Source organism: Picosynechococcus sp. PCC 8807 (assembly GCF_001693295.1).
In the GTDB taxonomy this organism is placed as follows: Bacteria; Cyanobacteriota; Cyanobacteriia; order Cyanobacteriales; family MRBY01; genus MRBY01.
On sequence record NZ_CP016483.1, the window covers coordinates 564,245 to 589,068 of the forward strand.

Annotated in this window: 24 protein-coding genes; 17 read left to right on the top strand and 7 right to left on the bottom strand. The window is 49.9% G+C overall.

The features are described 5' to 3' along the window. Positions 1-87: 87 nt before the first annotated feature. The 6 genes from AWQ24_RS02675 to AWQ24_RS02700 all read left to right on the top strand — a co-directional run bounded on the left by AWQ24_RS02675 (position 88) and on the right by AWQ24_RS02700 (position 5,734). Positions 88-1,257, top strand: coding sequence for a pyridoxal phosphate-dependent aminotransferase (locus AWQ24_RS02675; RefSeq protein WP_065715936.1), 1,170 nt, complete (start codon positions 88-90; stop codon positions 1,255-1,257). A 64-nt stretch (positions 1,258-1,321) separates the two neighbouring features. Continuing rightward, the gene (gene minC / locus AWQ24_RS02680) at positions 1,322-2,242 is read left to right on the top strand and encodes a septum site-determining protein MinC (protein WP_083993477.1); all 921 of its coding nucleotides are present in this window, start codon (positions 1,322-1,324) and stop codon (positions 2,240-2,242) included. Positions 2,243-2,306: 64 nt separating this feature from the next. After that, a complete protein-coding gene (gene minD / locus AWQ24_RS02685) occupies positions 2,307-3,107 on the top strand; it encodes a septum site-determining protein MinD (protein ID WP_012306145.1) in 801 nt (266 codons plus the stop codon). A 79-nt stretch (positions 3,108-3,186) separates the two neighbouring features. Then, positions 3,187-3,465, top strand: a complete 279-nt coding sequence (minE, locus tag AWQ24_RS02690; protein WP_012306146.1) for a cell division topological specificity factor MinE — start codon at positions 3,187-3,189, stop codon at positions 3,463-3,465. A 71-nt stretch (positions 3,466-3,536) separates the two neighbouring features. Beyond that, entirely contained in the window at positions 3,537-4,460 is a 924-nt protein-coding gene (locus AWQ24_RS02695; protein WP_065715937.1) for a Ycf66 family protein, read from the top strand. A gap of 62 nt (positions 4,461-4,522) precedes the next feature. Continuing rightward, positions 4,523-5,734 (top strand): 4-hydroxy-3-methylbut-2-enyl diphosphate reductase, encoded by a 1,212-nt coding sequence (locus AWQ24_RS02700; protein ID WP_065710100.1) that lies wholly within the window; start codon positions 4,523-4,525, stop codon positions 5,732-5,734. An 87-nt stretch (positions 5,735-5,821) separates the two neighbouring features. On the opposite strand, the gene AWQ24_RS02705 is transcribed toward AWQ24_RS02700, so the two are convergent. Continuing rightward, positions 5,822-6,418, bottom strand: a complete 597-nt coding sequence (locus tag AWQ24_RS02705; RefSeq protein ID WP_254903397.1) for a chorismate lyase — start codon at positions 6,416-6,418, stop codon at positions 5,822-5,824. 196 nt (positions 6,419-6,614) lie between these two features. Here AWQ24_RS02705 and rpsP point away from each other — a divergent pair, with 196 nt between their 5' ends. Further along, positions 6,615-6,857 (top strand): 30S ribosomal protein S16, encoded by a 243-nt coding sequence (gene rpsP, locus AWQ24_RS02710; RefSeq protein WP_030007128.1) that lies wholly within the window; start codon positions 6,615-6,617, stop codon positions 6,855-6,857. Beyond that, the gene (locus tag AWQ24_RS02715) at positions 6,857-7,285 is read left to right on the top strand and encodes a KH domain-containing protein (RefSeq protein WP_012306150.1); all 429 of its coding nucleotides are present in this window, start codon (positions 6,857-6,859) and stop codon (positions 7,283-7,285) included. Before rpsP ends, AWQ24_RS02715 begins: the two co-directional genes overlap by 1 nt. Positions 7,286-7,411: 126 nt before the next feature. Here AWQ24_RS02715 and era read toward each other — a convergent pair whose 3' ends face one another. Both era and AWQ24_RS02725 read right to left on the bottom strand, forming a co-directional pair. Next, positions 7,412-8,353: a GTPase Era gene (era, locus tag AWQ24_RS02720; protein ID WP_065715938.1), complete on the bottom strand. Its 942-nt coding sequence runs from the start codon at positions 8,351-8,353 to the stop codon at positions 7,412-7,414. A gap of 24 nt (positions 8,354-8,377) precedes the next feature. Then, positions 8,378-9,151 (bottom strand): phosphatase PAP2 family protein, encoded by a 774-nt coding sequence (locus tag AWQ24_RS02725; RefSeq protein WP_232318860.1) that lies wholly within the window; start codon positions 9,149-9,151, stop codon positions 8,378-8,380. A 110-nt stretch (positions 9,152-9,261) separates the two neighbouring features. Here AWQ24_RS02725 and AWQ24_RS02730 point away from each other — a divergent pair, with 110 nt between their 5' ends. Together AWQ24_RS02730 and AWQ24_RS02735 are read left to right on the top strand one after the other, a co-directional pair. Continuing rightward, positions 9,262-10,548, top strand: coding sequence for a pitrilysin family protein (locus tag AWQ24_RS02730; protein WP_065715940.1), 1,287 nt, complete (start codon positions 9,262-9,264; stop codon positions 10,546-10,548). A gap of 108 nt (positions 10,549-10,656) precedes the next feature. Continuing rightward, complete coding sequence (locus AWQ24_RS02735; protein WP_065715941.1) at positions 10,657-11,409, top strand: class I SAM-dependent methyltransferase; 753 nt, start codon at positions 10,657-10,659, stop codon at positions 11,407-11,409. A 451-nt stretch (positions 11,410-11,860) separates the two neighbouring features. Here the strand turns inward: AWQ24_RS02735 and AWQ24_RS02745 are convergent, their stop codons facing one another. Then, complete coding sequence (locus AWQ24_RS02745; RefSeq protein ID WP_065715942.1) at positions 11,861-12,865, bottom strand: beta-ketoacyl-ACP synthase 3; 1,005 nt, start codon at positions 12,863-12,865, stop codon at positions 11,861-11,863. A 50-nt stretch (positions 12,866-12,915) separates the two neighbouring features. After that, complete coding sequence (plsX, locus tag AWQ24_RS02750; RefSeq protein ID WP_083993478.1) at positions 12,916-14,013, bottom strand: phosphate acyltransferase PlsX; 1,098 nt, start codon at positions 14,011-14,013, stop codon at positions 12,916-12,918. 146 nt (positions 14,014-14,159) lie between these two features. Between plsX and AWQ24_RS02755 the strand changes: the two genes are divergently transcribed. The 3 genes from AWQ24_RS02755 to AWQ24_RS02765 all read left to right on the top strand — a co-directional run bounded on the left by AWQ24_RS02755 (position 14,160) and on the right by AWQ24_RS02765 (position 16,614). Then, the gene (locus tag AWQ24_RS02755) at positions 14,160-15,455 is read left to right on the top strand and encodes a D-alanyl-D-alanine carboxypeptidase (RefSeq protein ID WP_065717281.1); all 1,296 of its coding nucleotides are present in this window, start codon (positions 14,160-14,162) and stop codon (positions 15,453-15,455) included. Positions 15,456-15,677: 222 nt separating this feature from the next. Further along, the gene (locus tag AWQ24_RS02760) at positions 15,678-16,307 is read left to right on the top strand and encodes a precorrin-8X methylmutase (protein WP_030005804.1); all 630 of its coding nucleotides are present in this window, start codon (positions 15,678-15,680) and stop codon (positions 16,305-16,307) included. A gap of 163 nt (positions 16,308-16,470) precedes the next feature. Next, a complete protein-coding gene (locus AWQ24_RS02765; RefSeq protein ID WP_030005805.1) occupies positions 16,471-16,614 on the top strand; it encodes a high light inducible protein in 144 nt (47 codons plus the stop codon). 200 nt (positions 16,615-16,814) lie between these two features. On the opposite strand, the gene zds is transcribed toward AWQ24_RS02765, so the two are convergent. Continuing rightward, positions 16,815-18,278 carry a 9,9'-di-cis-zeta-carotene desaturase gene (zds, locus tag AWQ24_RS02770; protein WP_065715944.1) on the bottom strand — a complete coding sequence of 488 codons (1,464 nt, stop codon included), beginning with the start codon at positions 18,276-18,278 and terminating at the stop codon, positions 16,815-16,817. 241 nt (positions 18,279-18,519) lie between these two features. Between zds and AWQ24_RS02775 the strand changes: the two genes are divergently transcribed. From AWQ24_RS02775 to AWQ24_RS02790, 4 genes are all read left to right on the top strand, one after another. Continuing rightward, complete coding sequence (locus AWQ24_RS02775) at positions 18,520-18,942, top strand: TerB family tellurite resistance protein (RefSeq protein ID WP_012306161.1); 423 nt, start codon at positions 18,520-18,522, stop codon at positions 18,940-18,942. Positions 18,943-19,010: 68 nt separating this feature from the next. Next, positions 19,011-21,377 (top strand): DNA helicase PcrA, encoded by a 2,367-nt coding sequence (pcrA, locus tag AWQ24_RS02780; protein ID WP_065715945.1) that lies wholly within the window; start codon positions 19,011-19,013, stop codon positions 21,375-21,377. 24 nt (positions 21,378-21,401) lie between these two features. Beyond that, a complete protein-coding gene (locus AWQ24_RS02785; protein WP_065715946.1) occupies positions 21,402-21,983 on the top strand; it encodes a Uma2 family endonuclease in 582 nt (193 codons plus the stop codon). A 130-nt stretch (positions 21,984-22,113) separates the two neighbouring features. Beyond that, positions 22,114-23,538, top strand: coding sequence for a glycosyltransferase family 2 protein (locus AWQ24_RS02790; protein WP_065717282.1), 1,425 nt, complete (start codon positions 22,114-22,116; stop codon positions 23,536-23,538). A gap of 35 nt (positions 23,539-23,573) precedes the next feature. Here the strand turns inward: AWQ24_RS02790 and AWQ24_RS02795 are convergent, their stop codons facing one another. Beyond that, entirely contained in the window at positions 23,574-24,806 is a 1,233-nt protein-coding gene (locus AWQ24_RS02795) for an MFS transporter (RefSeq protein ID WP_065715947.1), read from the bottom strand. Between the last annotated feature and the right edge of the window lie 18 nt (positions 24,807-24,824).

A 24,824-nucleotide genomic window follows, 5' to 3' on the forward strand; every position in this document is an offset into this window, starting at 1 on the left:
GGTGGGGAGTCGCCTTAGCCTAAAAATTGGGAATTTTCCTGCACCGTTATTTCACGTTTTCCACTTCCTATCTAAACGCAAATCACCATGAAATTGGCAGCCAGAGTCGGTCAAATCAAGCCTTCGATTACCCTCACAATCTCCGCAAAAGCAAAGGCCATGAAGGCGGATGGGATTGACGTTTGCAGCTTTAGTGCTGGAGAACCGGATTTCGACACCCCCGATCACATTAAAACCGCTGTCAAAGCCGCCCTTGATGCGGGAAAAACCAAATATGGCCCTGCCCCCGGAGAACCAGCCCTGCGTCAGGCGATCGCCAAAAAATTACAAACGGAAAATAATCTCCCCTACAACCCCGAAAACGTGATCGTCACCAATGGCGGCAAGCACGCCCTCTATGGTTTGATGATGGCCCTCATTGAACCGGGGGATGAGGTGATTATCCCGACTCCCTACTGGTTGAGCTACCCAGAAATGGTGATTTTAGCGGGCGGCACTCCGATTTTTGTGGAAACCACAGCAGCAACGGGCTACAAGATTACCCCGGATCAGTTGCGCGACGCGATCACCGACAAAACGAAATTATTCGTTTTTAATTCCCCTTCTAATCCCACTGGGGCCGTTTACAGTCCGGCAGAGGTGGCGGCGATCGCCCAAGTTTTAGTGGAGAAACAAGTGTTGGTGGTGGCCGATGAAATCTACGAAAAAATCCTCTATGGCAACGCTGTCCACCGCAGTATTGGTTCCGTGAGTGACGAAATTTTTCCCCTGACCATTACTTGTAACGGCTTTGCTAAAGCATTTTCGATGACGGGTTGGCGCTTGGGCTACATTGCCGCGCCGGTGGAACTGATTAAGGGCATGACCACGATCCAGAGTCATAGCACCTCCAACGTTTGTACCTTTGCCCAATACGGGGCGATCGCCGCCCTAGAAGGAGGACTTGATTGCGTCCAGGAAATGTTAACCGCCTTTAGTCAGCGTCGGGAAGTGATGCTGGGGGCAATTCAAGATCTGCCGGGTTTGAGTTGTCCGTCCCCCGACGGCGCCTTTTATCTCTTTGTGGATGTCAGCGCCTACGGTCTCGACTCCCTCAGCTTTTGTAAACAGCTCCTCACCGAGCAGCAGGTGGCGGCGATCCCTGGGGTGGCCTTTGGCAACGACCGCTGCATTCGTCTGTCCTACGCCACAGATCTCGACACCATCGAAAAGGGAATGTCTCGTCTTGGCAAATTTCTCCAGTCCCTTTCTCACTAGGCGGAATTTTGCCGAAGCCCAGTCCTGACTGTTATAAATCAGGGGTAAATTTCTAATTGACTTTATGGCCGAGCTTGACGATCACACCCGCCCCAATCCTGACCCAGCAGCGACGGAGGCTCCTTCTGCTGCCGTTGCAAGCACAACCGAGGAGATTGTTACGGCACCTGATGATCTCAACCCAAAAGAGTCAGAAGCGATGGCAGCGGCTCCGGAGTTGCAGTTCGGCCTCGAAGCTGATCACCTCACCCTGGTCTTGCCCACCACCCAGACCTATGAAATTGAGGCTTGGGAGGTAATTTGGGTCAAGTTTCAGGAGCAGTTGAAAGCCGCCTCTAATTTTCCGGTCGCCTACGTTCACTTAATCGCGCAAAATCAACTGGTGGGAGGCCGTCAACTCCAAGAGCTGGCTGACCTCCTCAAACCCCACGACCTCAAGCTCAAACGCATTTACACCAACCGACGCCAAACGGCGATCGCCGCCGCCACGGCAGGCTATAGCGTCGACCAAGATCCCCCGAATCAACTGTTGGCGGATGTGCCCCTCAAGTTAAAACCGCTCTTGGCCCCCGATAAAGAACCAGAGGTGTTGTACATCGATCAAACCGTCCGCTCCGGGGTTGAAATCGTTCATCCTGGCTCGGTGATTGTCACAGGGGATGTCAATCCGGGGGGGAGTATCGTCGCTGATAAAGATATTGTGGTGTGGGGCTGTTTGCGGGGGGTTGCCCATGCTGGTGCGAAAGGCGATCGCACGGGACGGATTATGGCGTTGCAAATGGAGCCGACCCAACTGCGCATTGCCGATGTGGTCGCCCGTGCTGCCCCCCAGGCCGTTGAGCAACGAAAGCCAGAGGTGGCCTATCTGACCCAAGAGGGAATTCGTCTAGCTCCGGCCCTCAAATTTTCGAAAAACTACCAATACCAAGCCGATCAACAGCATTGGCAGGAAACATCTGATCCCCTCTTACCTGTAATATCGTAGCTAAGCTGCCGCAACCAGTGGCTATGTCGTAAGCTTATTGAATTATTTATCCACCCAGAAGTCTATGAGTCGCGTTATCGTTGTGACCTCCGGAAAAGGAGGCGTCGGCAAAAGTACCTGTACCGCCAACCTTGGTTCGGCCTTGGTCAAGCTCGGCAAAAAAGTGGCCCTGGTCGATGCGGATTTTGGTCTGCGAAACCTGGATTTGCTTTTGGGTTTAGAAAATCGCGTTGTCTATACGGCCATTGAGGCGATCGCCGGAGAATGTCGCCTCGAACAAGCCCTTGTGAAGGACAAACGGCAGAATGGTCTCGTCCTCCTGCCAGCAGCCCAAAACCGGAATAAAGAATCCGTCACTCCCACCCAGATGAAACAGCTCATTATGCGGCTGAATAAAGCTTTTGATTATATTTTGGTGGACAGTCCGGCGGGCATCGAGATGGGTTTTCGGAATGCGATCGCCGCCGCGAGGGAAGCACTGATTGTCACAACCCCCGAAGTGGCTGCTGTGCGTGATGCAGACCGGGTTGTGGGTCTTTTAGAAGCCTATGGCATTAAACGGACGCGCCTTATTGTGAATCGTCTCAAACCAGAAATGGTCAAGCAAAATGAAATGATGAGCGTCGAGGATGTCCTCGAAATTCTCGCCATTCCGCTCCTGGGGATTATTCCCGACGATAAACAAGTGATTGTTTCCAGTAACCGGGGCGAACCGTTGGTGCTAGGAGACAAACAAAATGACCTCCCTGCCACCGCGTTTATGAATATTGCCCGCCGTCTAGAGGGGGAAAAAGTGCCCCTGTTAAACCTAATGGCCAACCAAGAGGGATTCCTTGCCAAAATTCGCCGGATCTTTGCCAGTTAACTGCTGTCTCTGATGCGGAATATCGCCCTCATTCCCCTCTATGCTGAAATCTAATTAATGTTTCCCTTTGTAATGAGTCATGATCCAGGAATTACTTGAAAAGCTGCTCCATTGGCAGTCTCCCAAGAGCAGTGACGAAGCAAAACGACGCCTCAAGCTGGTCATTGCCCACGACCGGGTGGGCCTCAGCCCCGAAAAAGTCGAGGAGATGCGCCAGGAAATTTTGGCCGTCGTCGCTAAATACGTCGAGGTGGATCCAGAGGAAATGGAGTTCGACCTTTCGAGTAGTGACCGGATGACGGCTTTGGTGGCAAATCTGCCCATTCGTCGGGTGCGGGATATTCGTTCCCTAGAATAGTTTTTTACGCGAAGATCCGATGATTCTGGCACAATAGGGCAAGCAGTTAGCATCAGTAGGAGTTGTTGGTCATGTTGGCACAAATTTTGGCGATCGCCGTTGCCCTGGGGAGCGGGTTGCTATTTCTGACTGCCTTTATTTTCCCGAAACTCCACCGCCAAGATGACTTTTTTTGGAGCACTGTTGGTCTTTTTTACGCCCTCGTCCTTTGGGTTTGTGCTGGTCAAATGGCCGGTGCCATCCTGTTGGGGCAATTGGCCAGTGTGATCCTCCTCGGTTGGTTTGCCTGGGAAACCCTCCGACTCCGCCAGGCGATCACCGACCCCAGCAAAATCCCCAACCTCGACAAAGTTTCCCTGGTTGGCTACGTCAAAGACCGCTTTAAAAAATCAAAAGTCGCGCCTGCCCCAGCAACCCAAAAAAACCAAAAATCTTCCTCCGATTCTTCTAAAACTACTGACCCCGCAAAGGAAGCTCCAGAAACCTCTACACCATCTGAGTCTCCTGCAACGGCCCCAGTTACATCTCCCGAAGCTGAAAAGCCGACCCCAGAACCAGCAACGCCCTCTGCCCCAAAAGATTTAGACAAAGCTGACTCTACAAAGCCCGTTCCCTCGCCAGAAGAAGCTTCTGAGGCACCCACGGAAGTATCCGACACCCCAGAAACAGAAAGCGACGCCATCACCGATCCACCGATTACGGCACAACCCTCTAAAAAAGGATTTTCCTTCGGTCGGCTATTTGGACGTAAAACCGCATCTACCGCAGCCCCAACGGAATCCACTGCATCGGCAGGAGACGAAGATATTGACCAAATTTTTGCCGAAGAAAAAGATGCGTCTGAGCCAGACACTGCTGTTAATGATGTCACCGACGAAACTTCCCCTCTAGAGGAACCCCAAGCTGAATCTGCCGAAGCAGCAACCCAGGCGGAAACAGAAGCCTCGGTTGAATTAGACGAAACCTCCAAAACCGAAGATACTCCCAAAGATTAGGGATCGCCCCAAGAATTCGCTATGATCTTTGACTGAAGCGTATCGTTGATCTCCCGTGCCCTATGGATACCAAAGCCTTTAAACGTTCCCTAAATCACTCTGAAAATTACTATCGCCAAGGATTTGGCCATAAAGATGAAGTGGCTGGCATGATGACCAGCGAATATCAAAGTAGCCTGATCCAAGAGATCCGTGACAACAACTATGAGTTAACCCGTGGTGATGTCACCATTTACCTGGCGGAGGCGTTTGGCTTTTGTTGGGGGGTAGAACGGGCAGTGGCGATGGCCTACGAAACCCGCAAGCATTTCCCTACGGAAAAAATCTGGGTAACAAACGAAATTATCCACAATCCCTCGGTGAATAATCGTCTGAAGGAGATGAATGTTCATTTTATTGAGGTGGTTGATGGCGCTAAGGATTTTAGTGGCGTGGCGAATGGCGATGTGGTGATTCTGCCGGCCTTTGGGGCGACGGTGCAAGAAATGCAACTGCTCAATGATCGCGGTTGTACGATTGTGGATACCACCTGCCCTTGGGTTTCTAAGGTGTGGAATTCCGTTGAGAAACACAAAAAGAAAAATTACACTTCGATTATCCACGGCAAATATAAGCATGAGGAAACGGTGGCTACCAGTTCCTTTGCGGGGACTTATCTAGTGCTCTTGAATCTAGAAGAAGCGGAATATGTGCGGAATTACATTCTCCATGGAGGCGATCGCCAAGCGTTCCTCGACAAATTTAAAAATGCCTATTCCGAAGGGTTTGACCCTGACAAAGATCTAGACCGTGTGGGCGTGGCGAATCAAACCACCATGCTCAAGAGCGAAACGGAACAAATGGGCAAACTGTTTGAACAGACGATGCTCGAAAAATTTGGCCCGACGGAAATTAATGACCACTTCATGAGCTTCAATACGATTTGTGATGCCACCCAAGAGCGCCAGGATGCGATGTTTGACCTCGTGGAAAAAGATTTAGATCTAATGGTCGTCATCGGTGGCTTCAATTCCTCCAATACCACCCACCTCCAGGAAATCGCCGTCGAGCGCAATATCCCTTCCTATCACATCGACAGCGGCGATCGCCTTTTAGGGAATAACACCATTGCCCACAAACCCCTCGATGGTGAAATCACGACCCAAACCCATTGGCTCCCGGCTGGCAAACTAAAAATTGGTGTGACTTCCGGCGCGTCTACCCCCGACAAAGTCGTTGAAGACGTCATTGCGAAAATCTTTGCCGAAAAAGCCCAACCAGCGGCCTTGGTCTAACTTTTTCAGGCACCGTTAAACATCCGCAAACGTAAGAAATATTTACCCCGTCCTACTGCTGGCGATCGCCTGGGGATGGGGATTTTTTTATTGGGGAAATTCCTGGCTCGGTTTTCCTAAATATTTGCGTAAATAGGGCGAAAACACCTCATAAATCAAAGTTAAGGGTTTACCATCGTGCCAAAACAGATAATGGCGGCCCCAAAAAGGCCCTTCCTCCTGAAAAGCGGCTTCTAGGATTGGCGATCGCCCCAGATAAATTCCTTGAATATCCCGGTACAGTTCCGTGTGGAGCCGTGACAAACTCTCCCAAATGGGCAAACTGCGATTTTGCAAATAATCATCCACATGGTTCGCATCCCACCAGGACGTTGCATAGGCTAAACGTTGTCCCCCCGCCGTTCGCAACCACACCTGACGGCGTAAATGGGGTGTTGGAATCGCAGAAATCAAACTCGGTGCCCCATCATTATCCGTACCAATGGGGGACATATCGATCACATCGACCTCAATTTTTTCCCGTGTCAGCAGACCCAAATGGCGGGTCGGCGAACCATCCCCCAAGAGCAAAATTTGCCAGGGCGGGGCGAGTTGGCTGTGGGGGAGTCCCTTTTGTACTTCGGCCATCCCCCCTTGCCAGATGGGTTCTAAACAGTGCCACTGACGCTCTTTAGACGTTGCCAAAAACGGAGAATTGAGTGCTAGAGTCAAGATTCTTCACAAAACTTCAACTAAACTGATCATAAACAATTCTTGCCCACCCTGCCGCTGGGGTTCTCACTGTAACCAGGGCAAATTGACATCCCCCAGTGCTTATGTTTTGATAGTATATTGGCTCTGTTATAGTTATTTCTATAGAAGTTTTTCACAGTTAAAACAAATGGTAAAGCTCCGTCTAAAGCGTTTTGGTAAGAAAAGAGAAGTTAGCTATCGTCTTGTGGCTGCCCAAAGCACCAGCCGCCGCGATGGTCGTCCCCTAGAAGAACTCGGATTTTATAATCCCCGTACCGATGAAACCCGCCTGAATGTGCCGGCGATCGTGAAGCGCCTCAAAGAAGGTGCCCAACCGACGGACACAGTGCGTGACCTCCTCGAAAAAGCTAAAGTATTCGACCAAGTTTAATGTCTAATTTAGACGATCTGTCTAGTGCATCCCATTCAGCAACGGCAAACTACGAAAAATTAGCCAAATTTCTTCTAGAGCCATTGCTTGATGACCCCCAATCCCTGGCGATAGATTGCGAACAGCTATCGAGTAGCAACCGGGTTTTGATCCGTGTTGCTTTTGAGCAAGAGGATAAGGGAAAGGTCTTTGGGCGTGGTGGCCGAAATCTACGGGCCATTGAAACCGTACTCAATGGGGCTGCCACCAATCCTCAGCAAAAAATTTCCTTGGATGTGTACGGTAGCCATGATGGCAATGGTGGCCAGAGAGAGCGTTCCTCTGGTTCTTCTCGTGGTAGAAGGGAAGACGGTCGGCGTGGTCGCACTTCCCGACGGCCCCGCACGCCGAAGCCCAGCCCCCAGTTGCGGAACTCCGACGAGGGTTAGGCTATTTTTGCGTTGCGACAAAATTGAAACGGTATTCCTGGTGGATGCCTCCTGAGACTCCAGTCGCCCTTTGGTTTGGAGTCTTTGTTATTGGTATTGCTATGCCTAGGCTTCAGTTTGGACGGTTCAGTTATCTTCGAGGCGATACCCAAGTTCGGCGAGGCGGGTGCGGGATTGTCGCCATTTAGGTTGAACTTTAACGAAGAGTTCGAGATAAACTTTACCGGCGATCAGTTTTTGGATTTGCTGACGGGCGGCGGTGCCAATGGTTTTAAGCATGGCCCCTTTTTTGCCGATGATGATTCCTTTTTGGGAATTGCGTTCGACGTTGATGGCGGCACGGACTTCGGTAATTTCTTCCCCTTCATTGACTTGTTCAATGGCGATCGCCACGGAATGGGGAATTTCCTGGCGGGTGTGGAGCAAAATTTGTTCCCGGATTAGCTCGGCCATAATAAAGCGTTCGGGCTGGTCGGTAATGAGGTCGGGGGGGTAGTAGTAGGGGCCAGGATCGAGAGCCTGAATAAGTTTGTCTTGGAGTTCGGGGAGGCGATCGCCAGCGAGGGCCGAAAATTCTTGGAGTTGCCAATGGTTTTGGGTGGCAAGGGCTTGGTAGGAAGCAAGAATCTCCGGGCGCTTGTCGGGGCGCTGGTCGATTTTGTTGACCCCAAGGATCACCTTGGCTTCGGTTTTGACCAAAAAATCCGCGATAAATTGATCGCCTTTACCCAGGGGAACCGCACCATCAACGATAAACACCACTAAATCTACGGCCCCAACGGTACTGCGGGCATTTTTGACCAAAATTTTTCCCAGCTCGTGGTGGGGCTTATGAATCCCAGGGGTATCAACAAAAATAATTTGCGCTTGGTCAGTGGAGAGGATGCCCCGGAGGCGATTGCGGGTGGTTTGGGCGACGGGGGAGGTGATCGCCACTTTTTGACCGATCAATTGATTCATTAGGGTGGATTTGCCCACATTGGGACGACCGATCAGGGCAACAAAACCAGAGCGAAAATCGGCGGGGGCGACGGGAATAGTCGGGTTGAGATCAAAGTCTTGGGTCATGAATTTGTGCGATGTGGCGTGTTTTTATCTTACTGGGTGGAGGCGTTGCCAGAGACGGGGGATACCTTCTGTAACGATGAGGGCGATCGCTAAATAGCGCCCATAATTAACCAGGCCAATTGGGGGCAGCACAAGACTCGCTCCTTTCAGCAAGAGATAACTGAGAATTAGGATCACCAACCCGCCGAATCCGAGCATTATTTTGTCGCGGTGGCCCTGGGGCGGCGTAAAGGTAAAACTTGGAAGCACCAAAAAACCGCAGAAGATCCCCAGTAAATCTGCTAATCCCGGTAAGGCGATCGCCACCAATCCCCCCAGGCCCCAAAAGCCAATTTTTTGCCAAAGTTGATAATTCGGTAAGGGAATCATTCCGTTGAGCCACAGGCCAACGCTAATCCAAAAAATTCCTAAGAGTATCCCAGCGGCCACATCCACCGGAAAATGAACGCCCAAATATAAGCGCGAGAGACAGACCAAAATAATAATGGTGATCGCCACCAACCACAGCCAGACCTTTTGATGTAACCAGGCGATCGCCCCCCAAAATGTCGTGATCCCCTGGGCATGGCCGCTGGGAAAACTAAAACTACCCTCCGTATGAAACGCTTCTGGGGTAATTACCGCCGGATTAACCACATAGGGACGGGGCAAGGCAAAGGCATTTTTCAAAACAAGATTACTGATCACGCTCAGGGTCAAAATAAGGGTTAGTAGCCGACCCTGACGGGGATCTAGTAGCCAATAATACAAACTCAACAACAAAATATAAATTGCCTCTCCCCCCAGGTGCGTTACCACTAGAAAAAAGCCCAAAAACCTGTCCCCAAAAACCTTCTGTAAAAACTCGATGAACAACATTGCGTTAAAGTAAAAACACGGAAAAACTTTGAATTGCCAGCGCTTCGCCCATGACTTCCATCCTAGTGCCCAGCCCACGCCTCAACCAACCAACGATTAAGACCCTGGCCAATGGGTTGACAATCATTGCCGAACAGGTGCCGGTTGATGCCGTGAGCCTCAATGTGTGGCTCAATGTGGGGTCTGCGGTGGAAGCCAACAGCATTAATGGGATGGCCCATTTCCTGGAGCACATGGTCTTTAAGGGAACGCCCCAAATCGGCAATGGCGAATTTGAACAGCGCATCGAAGCTAAAGGAGCCGTCACCAACGCCGCCACTAGCCAAGAATACACCCACTATTACATTACCTGTGCGCCCCAGGATTTTGCGGAACTTGCGCCCCTGCAACTGGACGTGGTGCTAAATCCTAGCATTCCCGATGCTGCCTTTGAGCGGGAACGCCAGGTGGTGCTCGAAGAAATTCGTCGTTCTGAGGACAATCCCCGCCGTCGTACCTATTTCCGCGCCATTGAGACGGGATTTGAGCGGTTGCCCTACCGTCGTCCGGTGCTTGGCCCTAGTGAGGTGATTGAAAATCTTCAAGCCCAACAAATGCGGGATTTCCACGGCTTTTGGTACCAACCCCAACGGATGACTGCCGCCGTTGCCGGAAATCTAGAAGGCGATCGCCTGATTGAATTAGTCGCCGCAGCCTTCGATAAACTGTATCAATCCCAACCCACAGCAACCGTTCCCACCTTTGACGATCACTCTCCCGAAGCCCCTTTTCAAAATATTGTGCGTCGTCATTATGAAGATGAAGGCCTACAGCAAGCCCGTTTAGTGATGATGTGGCGCGTGCCGGGGCTAACGGATCTCGAAGAAACCTATGCCCTCGATATTTTGGCGACGGTGTTAGGGCAAGGTAAAGTCTCGCGCCTCGTGCAGGATCTCCGGGAAAAAAGAGGTCTAGTGACTCAAATCAGCGTTAGTAACTTCACCCAAAAACAACAGGGCGTTTTCTATATTTCTGCCCAATTGCCAGCGGAGCACATCCCTGCGGTAGAAGCGGCGATTCTTGAACAAATTCAAACCATTCGTACCGCTTCTATTTTGCCCAACGAATTAGAGCGGGTGAAAACTCAAGTGGCTAATCGCTTTATTTTTGGGAATGAACGGCCCAGCGATCGCACCAATTTATACGGTTACTATTACTCGCTATTACGGGATCTCGAACCCGCTTTAAATTATCCGGAATTACTCCAAGCCATTACCCTCGAAACCATTCAACAATCTGTACAAAAATATCTGAATCCTGAAGCTTACGGCATTGTCACCCTGACGCCACCTGCCTAAACTTTGAAAGGATATCAGTCTTTTCTTTAAGAATATTTTGCTTGTTGAAATAAGTTGGTAGTACGGACGATATCCTGAGGGAATAAACCCGTGGGCTAGGACAAACCAGTGGCAGACTATCAACTTTTAATCGACTTGCACAAGGATGCTGAACGTCAAGGGCCTGGGGGAAAGACAGAAACTAAACTTGCCCTTGATCTGTCGGGGATAGATAAAACTGCTCCCCTAAAAATTGCTGATATCGGTTGCGGGACAGGGGCTTCGACGTTGGTACTTGCGGAACAATTAAACGCACAAATTACCGCAGTCGATTTCCTCCCAGATTTTCTGGAAGTCCTTGAAACTAGGGCAAAGGAACAGGGACTTTCTGAGAAAATATCGACCCTGTGCTGCTCCATGGAAAAATCACCCTTTAATAATACAGAATTTGACGTAATCTGGTCTGAGGGAGCAATCTATAATATCGGCTTTGAAAAAGGGATCAAAGATTGGCACTGTTACCTAAAACCAGGTGGATTATTGGTCGTTTCAGAAATCACTTGGCTTACAAATTTTCGTCCGCTAGAAATTCAAAAATATTGGGAAGTTGAATATCCAGAAATTGATCTAGCCTCTGCAAAGTTTGCTCTGCTCGAAGAGCATGGGTATTCGCCAATCGGTTATTTTGTTTTGCCAGAATATTGTTGGTTAGAAAATTATTACCAACCGATGCAGGCACGTTTTCAAGATTTTCTGAAACGAAACAATCATAGTGAAAATGCCCACAGTATTGTTGAAATGGAAACGCACGAAATTGAATTATATGAACAATACAAAGCCTATTACAGTTATGGAGTATATATTGCCAGAAAATTGAATTAAAGCTAAATTGTTTTCACTTCAGGCCAATGACCTATGATTTTTAGAGCCTTTTTAGTTGGGATTCTAATTGCTTTTGGAGAAATTATTAATGGCAACTTGCGCGTTAGGTATCTCCAGAAAAAGTTTGGCCGCCGCAAAGGAAAAAATATTAGCCTCTGTTCAGGAATCTTTCTTTTTACCTTGATTAGCTTACTTTTGCTTGCCTTGGATCAAGCCTCAAAATCTACTTGAGTGTGCTGGCATTGGCTTGATTTGGGTTATGGTGATGTTGTCTTTGGATTTGTACTTTGGCAGAGTTGTATTTCGATTACCGTGGCAAAAAATTGTGGATGATTTCAACCCACTCAAAGGTAATTTCTTAGGCATTGGTATGCTTGTTTTGTTGTTTTGCCCCAGCGTAATATTTTTACTCAAGTGATTTTTTAAAAGCGGCGATCGCCTTTTTCTTTCACTAATGAGGCATTCCCCATTTAAAGATTGCCGATCCCCAAGAGAGACCCGCCCCAAAACCAGAGGTGGCCACCGTTTGACCCGGTTTGATTTTGCCAGCCCGCACCGCTTCATCGAGGGCAATGGGGATCGAGGCCGCCGAAGTGTTTCCATACTCCTGGAGATTGGCAATTACCTTTTCTGAAGGCAGCTTTAAGCGTTTTGCCACGGCATCAATAATTCGTTGGTTTGCCTGGTGGAGAATGAGCCAATCAATATCCTCTGTGGTGAGACCTGCCCGAAATAGGGTTTTTTCAATGACTTCCGGCACTTTCGCCACCGCAAACCGATAGACCTCGCGCCCATTCATGGTGATTGCTCGATAGCCACCTTTTTGAATTGACACATCATGGATTAAATATTTGGGATGCCCGTCGTAGGCAAGATTCAAGCATTCGTTTTGACTGCCGTCGCTGTACATCTCAAAGCCGAGTAACTGATCTTGGGAGCTACTCTGGCACACCACGGCCCCAGCACCATCGCCAAATAAGACACAGGTAGTGCGATCGCCCCAGTCCACCCACCGGGACAACACATCGGCACCAATCACAACAATCTTTTGAAAGGTGCCTGTCCGCAGATATTGGGCTGCTGTCACTAAACCAAACACAAACCCAGAACAGGCCGCCGTCAGATCAAAGGCGGTGGCATTTTTCGCGCCGATCAACTGCTGCACTTTCCCGGCACTGCCAAATAAATCATCCGGCGTGGAAGTCGCCAGGATAATCAAATCAATTTCTTCTGGGTATAAATGGGCGGCGGCGATCGCCTTTTTTGCCGCCTCTGCCGCCAATTCACTCAAACTACTATCTTCTGGGAGTAAATGACGATTTGCGATCCCCGTTCTAGTGCGAATCCACTCGTCTGAAGTCTCTACCAACTGACTCAGATCATCATTATGGATGACTGCTTTTGGTGTGGCAGAGCCACTTCCTGTAATGGCAATACCTGCCCCATCAAATTTCAATGCTCGACTCCCTTCCTTCCTCGGAGATGATTCATCTGATAGTAATTCATTCACTCGCTTTTTTCTATCATGGCACTGGATGCCACTTCAGAGAGTGTGGTGGCGGAGTTCGTTTGCTGCTCAAGCAGAGCTTGGTGTTCCTCCGTGTAATTTTGAATCCGTTGGATTACCTGATTGTCAATTGCTTCTTTGGCTAAACGAATTGCATTAAAAATAGACGGTGCCTTCGAGCTACCATGGCTAATGATACACACCCCAGCCACTCCAAATAGCAGTGCGCCACCGTGTTCTGCATGATCAATGCGTTGCTTAATCCGTTTGAGGTTTGGAGTTAATACCGCCGCCCCCAGCTTACCCCGCAGACCACGAGGTAATTCTTCTTTTAGGATTTGTAGGAGCACTGCGCCGACTGATTCTGCAAACTTTAGGAGGATATTCCCTGTAAAACCATCGCAGACCACCACATCAAACTCACCGGACAGCACATCCCGTCCTTCAGCGTTCCCTTTGAAAGGAATTGCGGGATTACTACTCAATAGTTCGTGGGTTTTTAGGGCCAGTTCGTTGCCCTTGGAAGGCTCCTCTCCAATATTCAATAAGCCCACCTGTGGTTCCCGGTTCCCCAGGACATACTTGCTGTAAATAGTCCCCATCAGGGCAAACTGCTCCAGATATTTCGGACGACTATCGACATTCGCTCCCACGTCGAGCACGATCACCGAGCGTTCGGGATTCAAGGTCGGAAATACAGCCCCGATTGCAGGCCGATCAATGCCCTTAATGCGACCCAATTTCAAAAGAGCCGCAGCCATCGCCGCCCCAGAATGCCCAGCTGAAACGACGGCATCGGCTTGTTTTTTACGGACAAGCTGCATCGATAAATTAATTGACGCTTTGGGCTTGCGCCGAATGGCCACGAGGGGTTCTTCGCACATTTCCACCACTCCTTCGGCTTCTACCACATGGAGAAACTGGTTGGCTGGAGATGAATGTTCGTCTAAATACTTTTGGATGCGGACAGGGTCACCGACTAGAAAAACTTCTACATTGAGTTCTTCTACGGCTCGGATCGCCCCAGCAACGATTTCGTCTGGAGCATAATCTCCCCCCATAGCGTCTACGGCTATTTTTGCGCGTGTCGATGACATTTTTATCAGGAATAGAAGCCTTCAACATATTACCAGAAGCCTGTTGGGTCACTGAAGTCACGGCTGAGAAGATTTTGATGTTGATATCATTGACCCAAATTTTGATTGTGATTTTGCATTGACGGGGATCAATGGGGGTTTACGGTATGTTAAGTGGGTTAACTTTGGGGATTTTGGGTTTTTTGGGCTTTTTTCAGCAAGGGGATGGCACGGATTTGGCGATCGCCTCCTACGCAAGCTTGCAATGGCAAGAAGCGGGCCTCTTCGAGATTCGCTACCAACAGGACACAAATACCCAAACCATCGTGGATCGATACTTAGCGCAATTGGATTCTGGCGGCAAAGATCCGGCGTTACAGGGCATTTGGCTAGAATCAGCCTGGTCAACCCTGGGGAGCCACCAGGGAAATCAACCTCTGTCGGCAGCTTCACTAACGAAAATTGCGACTACCTTAGCGGCCTTGGAGCAGTGGCCGTTGACCCATCGCTTTACCACCCGTGTTTACACAACGGGGACGGTGGCTAATGGTCTAGTTCAGAGAGATTTGATTGTTGAGGCAGGGGGTGATCCTTTATTTGTTTGGGAAGAGGCGATCGCCCTGGGAAATGCCCTGAATCAAGCGGGAATTCGTCAAATTGAAGGAAATTTAATTATTGTCGGTGACTTCATGATGAATTATGTCGCCGAGCCTGCCACATCTGGGGACAGTTTGCGCCTCGCCCTTGATCAACGCGCCTGGAACGACGCCATCGAAACCCAATATCAACAGATGTCGCCGCGTCCTCCCCGTCCCCAGGTGGCGATCGCCGGAAAAATCCTTGCTCGCCAAGCCCTACCCGATGGTGCAACCCTCATCCTTAGCCATCAATCCTTAACCCTGGCCGACATCCTCAAACAAATGAATCTCTACAGCAACAATGCCGTGGCCGAGGCGATCGCCCAAAACCTAAACGGTGGCCCAGCCATGGGAACGCGCATTGCCCAAAACCTGAATATTCCGACATCAGAAATCCAGCTCATTAACGGATCTGGCCTCGGCGTCGAAAACAAAGTCTCCCCTCGGGCTGCCGTAGCAATGCTCCAAGCCATCGACAGCAAACTCCAAGGACAACCCTTTACCGTATTCGATCTCCTACCCATTGCAGGCCAAGATCGCGGCGGCACCGTCAATAACCGCACCATTCCCCCAGGCATCGCCTTTAAAACGGGCACCCTCAACCAAGTCAGTGCCCTCGCTGGGGTTATGCCAACCCAAACCCAAGGCAATGTCTGGTTTGCCATTATCAATAACGGCACCTGGGACGTTAGCGGCTATCGACAACAACAGGATCAACTCCTACAAACCCTAAGTGAGCAGTGGCCGGTAATTCCCCCCGTTGACTCAACTCAAAAATCTCCCCCAGACTATTTCGGCAATCCCGAACGCATTCAAGGCAATTAAAAACCAAAGATCCAATCATTACTTCCAAAATTCTAAGCCGAGATAAAAAACTGTCCGAATAATGCCGAAACACTTACCCATCAAGATATTTAGGCGCCTTGCAATGAAACTAATGTCAAGTTAATTTTTCCCGGAGAACTACTCTAGCGGCTTTTCGGGTATGTCAAAATTGTGGAGGACTACCGAACAGAGCCCAACAACGCCGAGGCAGTACAAAATATGATGGAATGGCATCTGACCGACGCCCAAAGTTTAGCCCTCATTGATCGCGAAATTGGCAAACACTCCTTTTCCCCTGCCGAATATGAAATTGTGCGTCAGGTCATTTACTGTACCGCTGACTTTGAGTATGCTCAACTGATTCACTTTTCAGAACACGCCCTCCAGGCTGGTGCAGCGGCCCTGGCCGCTCGCGGTACGATCATCGTCGATGCTCCGATGGTTCGTGTCGGCATCACAGAACAGCTTCAAAATTCCTTCGCCAATCCCGTTTACTGTAGCGCCGATACCCTCACCCGCCCCCAGCGGGAAAAGACAAAAACCGCTTGGGGCATGGAAACCCTGGCGCGCCGTTATCCAGAAGCAATTTTTGTCATTGGCCAATCCCAAACCGCCCTGTCTAGTCTGGTCACTTTAGTCAAAAAAGGCATCATTCGCCCTGCGCTGGTCATTTTTACTCCTGCTAATTTTCTGACAGGCACAGCGCCCCAAAAGTATTTAGAAGAAGCGGCGATTCCACACATTTGCATGCAAAGTCGTAAAGGTGGCGCGACCGTTGCCGTGGCGATTATCAATGGTTTGATTAGTTTGTCATGGAAAGCCTACGGACAAGATGTAGGCGAAAACCCTTGAAGGAAAAGAGTTCCAGCCCTGTTTTCGTTTCAATCCTCGAAGAAATTCCCCTTTAAGCAAGTAACAAAACGTTGCAAGATATCTGTACTTTTGTTAAATTAAGTATCAACTGGTTGACTAGAAAACAACTATATACGTCAAGATTCTTCTGAGGAAATAAATTATGGAAAATCAAGAAAGCAAATTTGGTTTTAGCGCCTTCGCTGAAAACTGGAACGGCCGCCTAGCAATGCTCGGTTTCGTAATCGGTCTTTTGACTGAGCTCCTAACCGGAAAAGGTATTCTGGCACAACTCGGCCTCATGTAATTTCTGAGAACTGACGACATTCCAGGATCAGTTATCACAAATTGATTGTTAAAAAAAGCACTTAAAAGTTTGAGAGAGGATTGAATTCCTCTCTTTTTTTGTTTTTTGTCAGAAAACAATTAAAAAGCCCCCGTTCTATTGGTATCAGGAGGCTTGGTGAACAGTTTTTTCAGTTGCAGTAATGCCGCAGTAGTGCCGTCCTACACAACCGCAGGGGTTTTCTCGCGTGGTTCTTCGACGGTACGGAGGATCGCTGCTGCCGCTTGGCGACCGGAAATTGTCGCGCCTTCCATGCTGTCGATGTAGTCTTGCTGGGTATAGCTTCCGGCTAAGAATAAATTGTTGATGGGCGTCGCTTGGGCTGGGCGATACACATCCATGCCGGGGGCTTCTCGGTAAAGGGACTGGGCGAGCTTGACAACATTCGACCAAGTCATATTCAGCTCTCGGGAAGAAGGGAAGAGTTTATGTACCTGGGCCAAGACGTGCTGGGCGATTTCTTCATTGCTCTTTTTGATAAATGGATCGCCGGGCGTCAAAACCAATTGCATAAGAGAACCTTCACCTTCTTTGTAGTAATCGGCGGGACTGGCGAGAGCTAAATCGGCAAAACAGGAAAAATCGGCTTGGTGGGTGTAGAGCAGATTATCAATACCGACCGCTTCTTGGAGTTGTTTACGTTTTTCGGGGTCGTTGAGTTCTGTTACCCAACCGTCAAAGCGTAATTGCACAGTGGCGACAGGTACAGCTTCGAGATTGTAGATGTTGTCAAATTCCGACCATTGACGCCAAGCTTCGGGAATAATGCGCTGGATACCAGGGATATCAAGGGCAAAAACATAGGTATCGGCGGTGATGGTCTCGGTAGTTTCACCGTTGTTAATGACGATGCCATCAATTTTGGATTGTCCTTCTAGGGTGTAGTGGATATCGGTAAGCCGATGGCGGGTATGAATCTTGGTGCCCCGGGCTTCGAGGTAGTTGACAATCGGTTTGTGGAGATATTCGTGGGGAGAGCCTTCGAGCATCCGCAGCACTGAGGCTTCAGTTTTTGCGGCGAAGAACATGAAAATGGTCAACATGCAGCGGGCGGAGATATTTTCGGTGTCGATAAAGCCGAGGGCATAGGCGATCGGATTCCACATTTTCTTGAGACTGCCGTCATTACCACCGTGGCTCCGGAACCAATCGGCAAAACTGATTTTGTCGAGGTCGCGGATCATTTTCATGGCTCCGTCAAAATCAACGAGGCCCCGCACAATGGGGCTTGTTCCTAGGGCCAGGGAATTGGCGGCTTTGTCGATCGCCGAAAGTTGAGAAGAGGTAAAGAACGCTTTGAGACCATGGAAAGGAGCACCGACGGGAAAACGGAAGTCGAGTTCGCCAATTTTGCCCCCTTCGTTAATGAATTGGTGGGTGTGTTCCTTGAGGCGGAGGTTATTGCCTGCACCGACTTTTTCCATCAGGGAAAACAGATTGTAGTAGCAACCGAAGAAGACATGAAGGCCCATTTCGATGTGATTGCCGTCTTTGTCAACCCAACTGCCGACTTTTCCACCGACAAAGGGGCGAGCTTCAAAGATTTCGACTTCATGGCCTGCATCGACCAGTTCAACGGCGGTGCTGAGTCCGGCGAGGCCTGCTCCAACGATTGCTACACGCATTACTTTTGTCCTACGGTTTGATTCTCAAAAAAGTATTAATTATTGTAAACGATTGGTGGGGGTCTCTTCGGGGCGATCGCCTTTCTTTCTGGTTGAATCGGTGCGGGTTCAGGAAAAGTTCAAGTCAGAATGTTTAAGATATTCAACAGAAAATTCGGGGTAACAAGACAGGGAGTTTAGGGTAGAGACAATCAAGAAGGTTTTGGCCCATAACTTTCCCCACTGATTCGGGAGGACCCCCATGCAGACGGCAGATAAAAACAAACAACTTTTTAAAATTCTTTTTAGTGCCGCTTGGATCGACGGCGAAATCCAGGTAGAAGAACGTCAATATCTCCACCAAATTGCGGATCAAAAAAACCTCTCCCAAGATCCGGATATTCGGGCTTTGTTATGTGAGGCGGTTCCCGTCAAACCAGAGGATTGTTACCGTCTCGTTGAAGAATATATTGATGACCATACCAACGAGGCGGAATACCAAGAACTGCTCGATGCGGTTAGTCACATGGTCTATAGCGATAGTCAAATTGAAACGGAAGAGGCAAAATTGCTTAATCGCTTGCAATCTCTAGCGCCGGAGTCCCAGCACGCAAACTCTCCTTTTCAGCGGGTGATCAAGTCCATCCAAAAACTCTACAAAGGGGCGATCGCCGAGATGAACTAACCGAACCCTGCCACGCCGGGGAGTATGTCAAAATAAGGTCTCTCCTTGTGCTGTGAACCTTACCTTCCATGTCTGACTTGTTAGCCCAACTCAACCCCTCCCAACGTCGTGCTGTTGAACATTTTTGTGGGCCACTCCTGGTGGTGGCCGGGGCTGGCTCAGGCAAAACCAGGGCCTTGACGTTTCGCATTGCCCATTTGATTCGCAACCACCGTGTTGATCCAGAGAATATTCTGGCCGTCACCTTTACGAACAAGGCTGCCCGCGAAATGAAAGAACGGGTAGAACTGCTCTATGCCCAACAGCTCGCAGAACTGCAACATGGTAAACCCCTGGGAGGGCTGCCGGAGTTTGAGCAAAAAAAATTGCGATCGCAGGTTTACAAGCAGGTGACAAAACAGCTCTGGATTGGCACGTTTCACAGCCTCTGCGCGCGAATTCTCCGGTATGACATCAACAAATATCAGGACGAACGGGGCCGTACCTGGCAGCGCAATTTCACGATCATGGACGATAGCGACGTCCAGACATTGATCAAACGCATTGTCACCCAGCAACTGAACCTAGACGATAAAAAATTTAATCCCCGTACCATCCGCTATCAGATTAGTAACGCCAAAAACCTCGGCCTTGCCCCCAATGACTATGCCCGGCAGCAAGGGGGTTACAAAGGCAAAGTGGTGGCGGAAGTTTATGAAGCCTATCAAACGGCTTTGGCGGCGAATAATTCCCTTGACTTTGATGATTTAATCCTGATCCCGGTGCGGCTGCTCCAACAAAATGAATCGATCCTCGGCTATTGGCACAGTCAATTTCACCATATTCTTGTGGATGAGTATCAGGATACAAACCGGATTCAGTATGAGTTGATTCGGCTACTCAGTACCAATGGCGAAACAAACCAGGCCGCTTTGGGTTGGCATAATCGCTCTTTGTTTGTTGTTGGCGATGCGGATCAATCCATTTATTCGTTTCGGATGGCGGACTTCACAATCTTGCTGGAATTCCAAGAAAATTTTGGCGATCGCCTCCCCGATGACGAGACCCAGACGATGGTTAAGTTGGAGGAAAATTACCGCTCCCGGGAAAATATTCTGAAAGCCGCCAATGCCTTGATCGAGCAAAATAGCCAGCGCATCGATAAAGTGCTCAAGGCCACCCGGGGCGCCGGGGAAGAAATTTATTGCCACAAGGCGGATAACGAAAACGAAGAAGCGCGGTTTGTTTTAAATCAAATCCTCGGTCTGCGGCGCAAAAATCCAGAACTCGACTGGGGCGACTTTGCGATCCTCTACCGCACCAATGCCCAATCCCGTCCCTTTGAAGATCTCCTGATTCGTAACAATATTCCCTACCAAGTGGTGGGCGGCTTCAAATTCTATGACCGCAAAGAGATTAAAGATGCCCTCGCTTACCTCAAGGCGATCGCCAACCCCGCCGATACCCTGAGCCTGATGCGGGTGATCAATACGCCCAAGCGGGGCATCGGCAAAACCACCGTCGATAAACTCAACCACGCCGCCCAAGAATTAGGCTGTCCCCTCTGGGAAATCCTCAGCGATGAAACCTCCGTAGCCACCATCGCTGGACGGGCGGCTCGGAAAATTAACGAGTTTGCTGGGCTAATCCAGGAAATGCAGGGCAAAATGGCGACCATGCGCGGTGCCGATATCCTCGATTATGTGATGGAAAATTCCGGCTATATCGATGATTTAAAAATGCAAGGTACTGAAGAAGCCGACAGTCGTGTGGAAAATATTTCCGAGCTTTACAATGCAATGCTGCAATTCCAAGACGAAAATGAAGACAGTAGCTTAAATGGCTTTCTGGAAAATGCGTCCCTCGCTTCGGATCTCGATAACCTCAATGATGAGTCCCAGCAGGTTTCTTTGATGACGCTCCATTCAGCGAAGGGTTTGGAATTTCCGGTGGTCTTTTTGGTAGGGCTAGAGCAGGGGCTATTTCCCCATACCCGCTCCTTAAATGATCCTGTTGCTTTAGAAGAAGAACGGCGGTTGTGTTACGTGGGCCTGACCCGCGCCCAGGAGCAATTATTCCTCAGCTATACCAGGGAGCGGTATATGTGGGGTTATCGAGAGCCTGCCGTTGCCTCGCAATTTCTCGCAGAACTCCCCCAGGAGTTGGTAACTTCCAATGGGCGATCGCCGGCCCCAATGCCCCCAAAGCAGGAGCCAAAGATGATGTCCATTAGCCAGAAGCAACGCTCCCAGAAAAGACGGGAACGACAAGCCGCCCGCACCGAAGTGGCCCAACAAAAATGGGACATTGGCGATCGCGTCCACCACAACGTCTTTGGGGAAGGGGAAGTGATTAAAATTTTTGGGGATGACAAAAAGACCAACCTGGCGATCCAGTTTCCCAATCTCGGTAAAAAAATCATTGATCCCCGGGTGGCCCCGATGAAAAAGCTTTAAGTAGATACCAATTCAAAGAAAATTATGATTGCCCTCAGTGACCATTCATACCTAACCCCAGAGGAATATCTCGCTTTTGAAGCCACCAGTGATATCCGCCATGAATATGTCGATGGTGAAGTTTATGCCATGGCGGGCGGCACAGGAAACCACAACCTGATTAGTTTGAACTGTGCCATGTTGTTGAGAAATCATCTAAAAGGCTCTGGCTGTCTGACGTATATGTCCGACATGAAAGTAAATGTTGCTCATCAACGACGCTTTTTTTATCCAGATGTCCTTGTAACCTGCGATCGCCGCGATGATCCGGCCCAGACTTATCTCAACTTTCCGAAACTGATCATTGAAGTGCTTTCTCCCTCGACGAAAAATTTTGATCAAACTGCTAAATTTTTGTACTATCGCACCCTGCCCAGCCTAGAAGAATATCTACTCGTTGGCACAGAAAGCCCCTTTGTGCAATGTTTTCGCCGACAGACCCAAGACATCTGGACAGTACAAATTTACGAAGGGCTTGAGGCGATCGCCCATTTAGAATCCTTTGATCTTGATGCCCCCCTCACGGACATTTACGAAGGAGTAACCTTCACCGTGCCAACCCCGTAGCAATAGCAGTCCAGTCCCTTGAGCATCGTTCCCCAAGGGGACAAGCCTATCGATTATCATGAATGTCGAGCGGCAAACGCAATTATCCCCAGCCCCCGAACCGCACTTTTTGGAAGAGGAGAATCTCCGCATGGCAAATCAACCCTGGCAAACCGATGACAATCACGATCCCCTTGGGGCTTTTTTAGATGAACTGACTGATCCAGAGGTAGCCGAAGCGGAATTTCGGAGTGATTTTTTCCAGGGATTAGGGGGACGTCGTAAAAAGTCAGCCTTGATGCTCAGTTTCATCTGGGCGATCGCCTTTGTCCTGCACAGTGTGAGCTGGGGGTCAACGGCGGTTTTGGGGGCTACGGGTCTGCTTTTGGTTCAGGCCATCCGTTTGGTTAGCGCCCAGCCTGATCCCCAACCCCAACCCCTAGCTGACGAGGATTTAACCACTGCACCCATCGTTTCCCTCATTGTCTCGGCGAAGAACGAAGAGGCAGTGATTGGGCGTTTAGTAAAAAATCTCTGCCAATTGGATTACCCGACGGCGAAATGTGAGGTCTGGTTAATTGATGATGCCAGCACCGACAAAACGCCCCAGATCCTCGATCAATTGGCCCTGGAGTATCCCCAGTTAAAGGTGGTGCATCGCTCTCCCAATGCCGGTGGTGGGAAGTCAGGTGCCCTCAACCAAGTTCTAGCCCAAACCCAGGGCGAAATTATTGCGGTCTTTGATGCCGATGCCACGGTACCGTCGGAATTTTTGCGCCATGTGGTGCCTCTCTTTGCCGATGAGAATGTCGGGGCGATCCAAGTCCGGAAGGCGATCGCCAACGAACCGCTAAATTTCTGGACGAAGGGTCAAGCCACAGAAATGATCCTCGACAGTTATTTTCAACAACAACGGATTGCCCTGGGGGGCATCGGCGAATTACGGGGTAATGGTCAGTTTGTGCGCCGTTCTGCCTTGGATCAATGTGGTGGTTGGAACGAAGAAACGATCACCGATGATTTGGATCTCACCATCCGCCTTCACCTGGACAATTGGAAAATTGGCTTTTTGCTTAATCCCGCTGTTAACGAAGAAGGAGTCACCAAGGCGATCGCCCTCTGGCACCAGCGCAGCCGTTGGGCCGAAGGGGGTTACCAGCGCTACCTCGACTATTGGCGATATTTCTCGAATAAGCGCCTCGGCTTTGGTAAAAAAGTCGATCTCTTTTCCTTTATCTTGATGCAGTATTTGCTCCCCACTGCGGCGATTCCCGACTTTATTTTTGCAGTACTGAAGGGCCATTTACCCGTCCTGATGCCGATGACGACCCTCGCCCTAGGCCTTTCCCTCTGGGCAATGGTGCAGGGAAATATGCGTGTCTATCGCGAGTTGCCCTGGACTTGGGCGAAGGTCACAAAAATTTTTACGGCCTGTGGCCTAACGATGGTTTATATGCTCCATTGGATGGTCGTGATGCCCCTAACTACGGCCCGGATGTCGGTGCGCCCCAAACGGCTCAAGTGGGTTAAAACCACCCACCAGGGAGAAGAAGAAAGTTTTGTTTCCCAGACTTAGTGAATTTACAGGAAATAATTGACCATTGAACGGAGTTAACCCTCCGTTTTTTTGTGGGTGATGAGGGTTTCGAGGTAACGCAAGGTTAACAGACAAGGGACAATACTCACTGCCCCCGCCAGCCAAAATCCATGGGCGATCGCCGGCACCTGATCCAAGGCCCAACCGCCGATCGGTGGCCCAATTAAATAACCAATCGCCCAACATTGGGAATTCAGTGCGAGGTAAACACCCCGTTGGGAGGCTGGGGCGAGATCAACCACCAAAGCAGAAGCGGCTGGGGTATAGGCATCGGTGGCTAGGGCTAAAATCCCCAGACTGGCGATCGCCCCCACCAGGGCCGGAATCGCACCAATACCCGCTCCCCACATCACCGTAAAACCCATGCCCCACAACAGGAGGGAAACCATCAGGGCATGGGGGCGGCTCAAGCTATTTAAACGCCGGGCGATGGGCAACTGACAGACGGAAGCAAACACGATATGCCAGGCAAACAGGCCACTAATCACCTGGGGCGAAAATTCAATGAAATTCGTGAGGTATAGGGGGGCTGTACTTTGGATCTGGGCGATATACAGCGTAAACATCACATTGACGGCCATATAAATTACCAGCCGTTGATCCTGGAGGGCCGTTAACCAGCTATTACCATCCGCTTGGACATCTTCGTGGCTTTGGTAGGTTTCGGCGATCGCCACCCAGATCACCCCAAAGAACACCACAAAACTGACGCCATCGAGGACAAACAGTAAGCGATAATTTTGAATCGTCGCAATGATCAAGCCCCCCAGCATCACCCCTGTACCGAGGCCAATGTTGTCCGCCAGGCGCACCAAGGCAAAGGCTTCATTGCGCTGACTACCGCTGGTTAAATCTGCCACCACTGTTTCTGTCGCAGGCCAATACAAACCGATCCCCAGCCCCATTAACAAATTTCCCAACACCAACAGCCAAAACGTATCTGCCGTTGCCAAAGCCACATCGGCGATCGCCGAAACCCCTGCGGCAGCCAGCAGCGTTTTTTTGCGTCCCCAGGCTGGATTATCCGCCCCTGTTCCCCCTAAAAAACGGCCCACAACCCCCGAAACCGAGGCACTCCCTAAGGCAAGGCCCACCTGGGTCGCTGATAGGCCCACCTGATTTACGAAAAAGATTGGCGCATAAAAGGCAGTGAACCCGGTGCCAATCTGGGAAAGGAGTCGGCCTGCGGCGAGGATCCAGATCTGGCGATCAAGGCCCAGCAGCCAAGTTTTTGATGCATTACCCATGAAATTTTTAAATTGCGC

Bases quoted from the DNA above. Each gene is read 5' to 3' on its own strand.
- AWQ24_RS02755 (WP_065717281.1), top strand. From the start codon at position 14,160: ATGTTAAGTGGGTTAACTTTGGGGATTTTGGGTTTTTTGGGCTTTTTT.
- AWQ24_RS02790 (WP_065717282.1), top strand. From the start codon at position 22,114: ATGGCAAATCAACCCTGGCAAACCGATGACAATCACGATCCCCTTGGG.
- minC (WP_083993477.1), top strand. From the start codon at position 1,322: ATGGCCGAGCTTGACGATCACACCCGCCCCAATCCTGACCCAGCAGCG.
- AWQ24_RS02775 (WP_012306161.1), top strand. From the start codon at position 18,520: ATGCAGACGGCAGATAAAAACAAACAACTTTTTAAAATTCTTTTTAGT.
- minD (WP_012306145.1), top strand. From the start codon at position 2,307: ATGAGTCGCGTTATCGTTGTGACCTCCGGAAAAGGAGGCGTCGGCAAA.
- AWQ24_RS02700 (WP_065710100.1), top strand. From the start codon at position 4,523: ATGGATACCAAAGCCTTTAAACGTTCCCTAAATCACTCTGAAAATTAC.
- rpsP (WP_030007128.1), top strand. From the start codon at position 6,615: ATGGTAAAGCTCCGTCTAAAGCGTTTTGGTAAGAAAAGAGAAGTTAGC.
- AWQ24_RS02715 (WP_012306150.1), top strand. From the start codon at position 6,857: ATGTCTAATTTAGACGATCTGTCTAGTGCATCCCATTCAGCAACGGCA.
- zds (WP_065715944.1), bottom strand. From the start codon at position 18,278: ATGCGTGTAGCAATCGTTGGAGCAGGCCTCGCCGGACTCAGCACCGCC.
- plsX (WP_083993478.1), bottom strand. From the start codon at position 14,013: ATGTCATCGACACGCGCAAAAATAGCCGTAGACGCTATGGGGGGAGAT.
- AWQ24_RS02795 (WP_065715947.1), bottom strand. From the start codon at position 24,806: ATGGGTAATGCATCAAAAACTTGGCTGCTGGGCCTTGATCGCCAGATC.
- AWQ24_RS02765 (WP_030005805.1), top strand. From the start codon at position 16,471: ATGGAAAATCAAGAAAGCAAATTTGGTTTTAGCGCCTTCGCTGAAAAC.
- era (WP_065715938.1), bottom strand. From the start codon at position 8,353: ATGACCCAAGACTTTGATCTCAACCCGACTATTCCCGTCGCCCCCGCC.
- AWQ24_RS02675 (WP_065715936.1), top strand. From the start codon at position 88: ATGAAATTGGCAGCCAGAGTCGGTCAAATCAAGCCTTCGATTACCCTC.
- minE (WP_012306146.1), top strand. From the start codon at position 3,187: ATGATCCAGGAATTACTTGAAAAGCTGCTCCATTGGCAGTCTCCCAAG.
- AWQ24_RS02760 (WP_030005804.1), top strand. From the start codon at position 15,678: ATGGAATGGCATCTGACCGACGCCCAAAGTTTAGCCCTCATTGATCGC.
- pcrA (WP_065715945.1), top strand. From the start codon at position 19,011: ATGTCTGACTTGTTAGCCCAACTCAACCCCTCCCAACGTCGTGCTGTT.
- AWQ24_RS02730 (WP_065715940.1), top strand. From the start codon at position 9,262: ATGACTTCCATCCTAGTGCCCAGCCCACGCCTCAACCAACCAACGATT.
- AWQ24_RS02785 (WP_065715946.1), top strand. From the start codon at position 21,402: ATGATTGCCCTCAGTGACCATTCATACCTAACCCCAGAGGAATATCTC.
- AWQ24_RS02695 (WP_065715937.1), top strand. From the start codon at position 3,537: ATGTTGGCACAAATTTTGGCGATCGCCGTTGCCCTGGGGAGCGGGTTG.